The sequence below is a fragment of the Zwartia panacis genome (genome assembly GCF_030410395.1).
In the GTDB taxonomy this organism is placed as follows: Bacteria; Pseudomonadota; Gammaproteobacteria; order Burkholderiales; family Burkholderiaceae_B; genus Zwartia; species Zwartia panacis.
Genome location: NZ_JAUHHF010000036.1, coordinates 1 through 549 on the forward strand (window position 1 = coordinate 1; position 549 = coordinate 549).

Consider the following 549-nt stretch of genomic DNA (forward strand, 5'->3'; position numbering starts at 1 on the left):
CCGACTGCGCATCGAGCGGCGCGCTCATCGTGCCGCACACCGTCACCTCGGTCGGGCCATACCCGTTGATCATGCGCATGTGAGAGGCAAAACGTTGAACCAAGGCAGGCGGGCACGCCTCGCCCGCCACCACCAAAGTCTGCAGACCCTCGAGTTCCTCGGCTGACACCTCACCCAGCAACGCAGGAGGCAGCGTCGCATGCGTGATCTTATACCGCTTAATCGTACTAATTAATCTTGCGACTTGCTCAGACTGCTTATCAGCGCTTGGGATCACAAGTGTCGCGCCCGAGAACCATGCAATGATGATTTCTGAAATACTCGCATCAAAAGATTGTGATGCAAATTGCAATAAGCGATTCTTTTGAGACAGAACAAAACTTTGGGTCTGTGCGGCTGCCAGGTTCCCGATACCCCGATGCGAGACGCCCACGCCTTTGGGCATGCCGGTGCTGCCCGAGGTGTAGATCACATAGGCCAGGTGTTCGGGCAGCAGCGGCGCGGTGCGCACCGAGTCATCCACCACCGTATCGGCAAGCAACGACAGCT

The 549-nt window shown here is 57.4% G+C and carries 1 protein-coding gene; it reads right to left on the minus strand.

Features of this window, described 5'->3' with window-relative positions:
- The coding region (locus tag QWY30_RS16000) for an AMP-binding protein (protein ID WP_290242657.1) at positions 1–549 on the minus strand (549 nt) is incomplete at both ends.